The sequence below is a fragment of the Bradyrhizobium sp. UFLA05-89 genome, from assembly GCF_059803475.1.
This window is the reverse complement of record NZ_JBANBA010000254.1, coordinates 1-1,658: the sequence shown is the minus strand read 5'-3', so window position 1 is coordinate 1,658 and position 1,658 is coordinate 1. Positions and strand designations below refer to the sequence as shown.

Below are 1,658 nucleotides of genomic sequence, written 5' to 3'. Positions count from 1 at the left end.
AGCGTCCGGGCGCTCAGCCGGAAGCGGCTCCGCTTGATCGAGTCCCTTGACAGCAAACATGAGAGCAGGCTGTTGAAGAACTCAGCCGCGTTCGCAAACGAAGGCTGAATCGTCGCCATTGTGGATGTAGAAGTGGCCAACGAGCCTGCCCGCAGTGCCGATCATAGCCCATCCGCGACCGCAGGACGGATCATTCTCGTCGTGCCCTTCCCATGAGAACTCGGCGCAGGCTGATCCGTCGCGGGTGCCATAGCGCACATCCAGGAAGCCCTTGAGAGCCCCAAAGGCGATTTCGCCATCGGACTTGCCTTGGAAGGTGAGATGCGCCTCTTCGACAAGATCGAGGAAGTCGCTGTCCCAGACGTCCATCTCGACGATACGCCAGCGGCCGACAAAGGCCTTGGCGAAGCCGGGCACCTTGGCCATCAGCCGGTCTCCGCGATCAGCTTGGGCAGCCGCACCAGATTGTAGGCGGCGGCAGCGAAGGTAAAGGCCCATCCGACGCGATCGCGGCCATGGAAGCGGGTCTTCTCTTGCCGGGCGACCGTCTTAATCCAGCCGAATGCCTCCTCGATGCGCTTGCGGATGCGCTGGCTGACGGCATAGCCGCCGTGCCGGGTCGTTCGCCCGTCGATCGCAGAACTGCGGCCGCGGGTGTTCTGTGCGACATGCGGCGTCACGTTCATCGAGCGCAGCTCGTTGACGAAGTCTTCGGCATCGTAGGCTTTGTCGGCGCCAAGCGTGATCGCTGTCGGCCGGTCGGCATGGGGCTCGATCATGTGCAGCGCGGCCACTCGTTCGGCATGCCCGTCAGCCAGCGTCAGGCAGGCGTCGACCAGCAGGCACTGGCGGTTCTCCATCAGCCCATGGCCGATGAAGCACAGATTCGTCTCCTTGCCTTTACCCTTGCGGTAGAGCCTGGCATCGGGATCGGTAGTCGAAGCATGGGTGTCGTTCGAGCGTTTCTGGCCGTGGAAGTTCGCCTCGGCATTGCGCCCGCCGCCTTGCGCCGGCGGCTCGCCTGAGCCGTCCTTGGGCTTTACGCTCTTCATCGAGGCCCAGGCCTCGATCAGCGTGCCATCGACGGAGAAGTGATCGCTCGACAGAAGCTTCTTCACCTTAGGCTGTGCCAGCACCGCCGCCAGGAACTTGGCCGCGATATCGCCTTCCAGCAGCCGGTCGCGGTTCTTCGAGAACACCGAATGGTCCCAGGCTGCGTCGTCAACGCCGATTCCGACGAACCAGCGGAACAGCAGGTCGTACTCCAGCCGCTCCATCAGAAGCCGCTCCGAGCGGATCGAATAAAACGCCTGCAACAGCATAGCCCGCAGCAGCTTCTCCGGCGGGATCGACGGCCGCCCAATCGGCGAATAGAGCGCGGCAAACTCCCGCTCCAGCGCCGATAGTGCGTCGTTCACCATCGTTCGGATCGCTCGCAGCGGATGATCTCGCCGCACCCGCGCCTCCAGATCAACGTAGCTGAACAGCTTGCCCGTTCGATTATCGCCGCCGCGCACGCACCATCTCCGAATCTCATCGGAGCCAATGAATCATGGTCGCCGGTCGGCGGCGAGCGCCTTTTTCAACAGCCTGCTCTCATGTTTGCTGTCAAGGGACTCGATCAAGCGGAGCCGCTTCCGGCTGAGCGCCCGGACGCT

3 protein-coding genes are annotated in these 1,658 nt (G+C 63.1%); 1 reads left to right on the top strand and 2 read right to left on the bottom strand.

Annotation, left to right across the window (positions count from 1 at the left end):
* Positions 1 to 81: 81 nt before the first annotated feature.
* Both SO139_RS46080 and SO139_RS46075 read right to left on the bottom strand, forming a co-directional pair.
* Positions 82 to 426, bottom strand: a complete 345-nt coding sequence (locus tag SO139_RS46080) for a hypothetical protein (RefSeq protein ID WP_283043668.1) — start codon at positions 424 to 426, stop codon at positions 82 to 84.
* Positions 426 to 1,517: an IS5 family transposase gene (locus SO139_RS46075; RefSeq protein WP_498542138.1), complete on the bottom strand. Its 1,092-nt coding sequence runs from the start codon at positions 1,515 to 1,517 to the stop codon at positions 426 to 428. Before SO139_RS46075 ends, SO139_RS46080 begins: the two co-directional genes overlap by 1 nt.
* Between SO139_RS46075 and SO139_RS46070 the strand changes: the two genes are divergently transcribed.
* Positions 1,443 to 1,658, top strand: a 216-nt coding sequence (locus SO139_RS46070; protein WP_498542139.1) for a hypothetical protein, incomplete at its 3' end; no start/stop codon positions are given. The genes SO139_RS46075 and SO139_RS46070 overlap by 75 nt on opposite strands.

Excerpts from the sequence above, each read along its gene's own strand:
- SO139_RS46080 (WP_283043668.1), bottom strand. The coding sequence starts at position 426 with ATGGCCAAGGTGCCCGGCTTCGCCAAGGCCTTTGTCGGCCGCTGGCGT.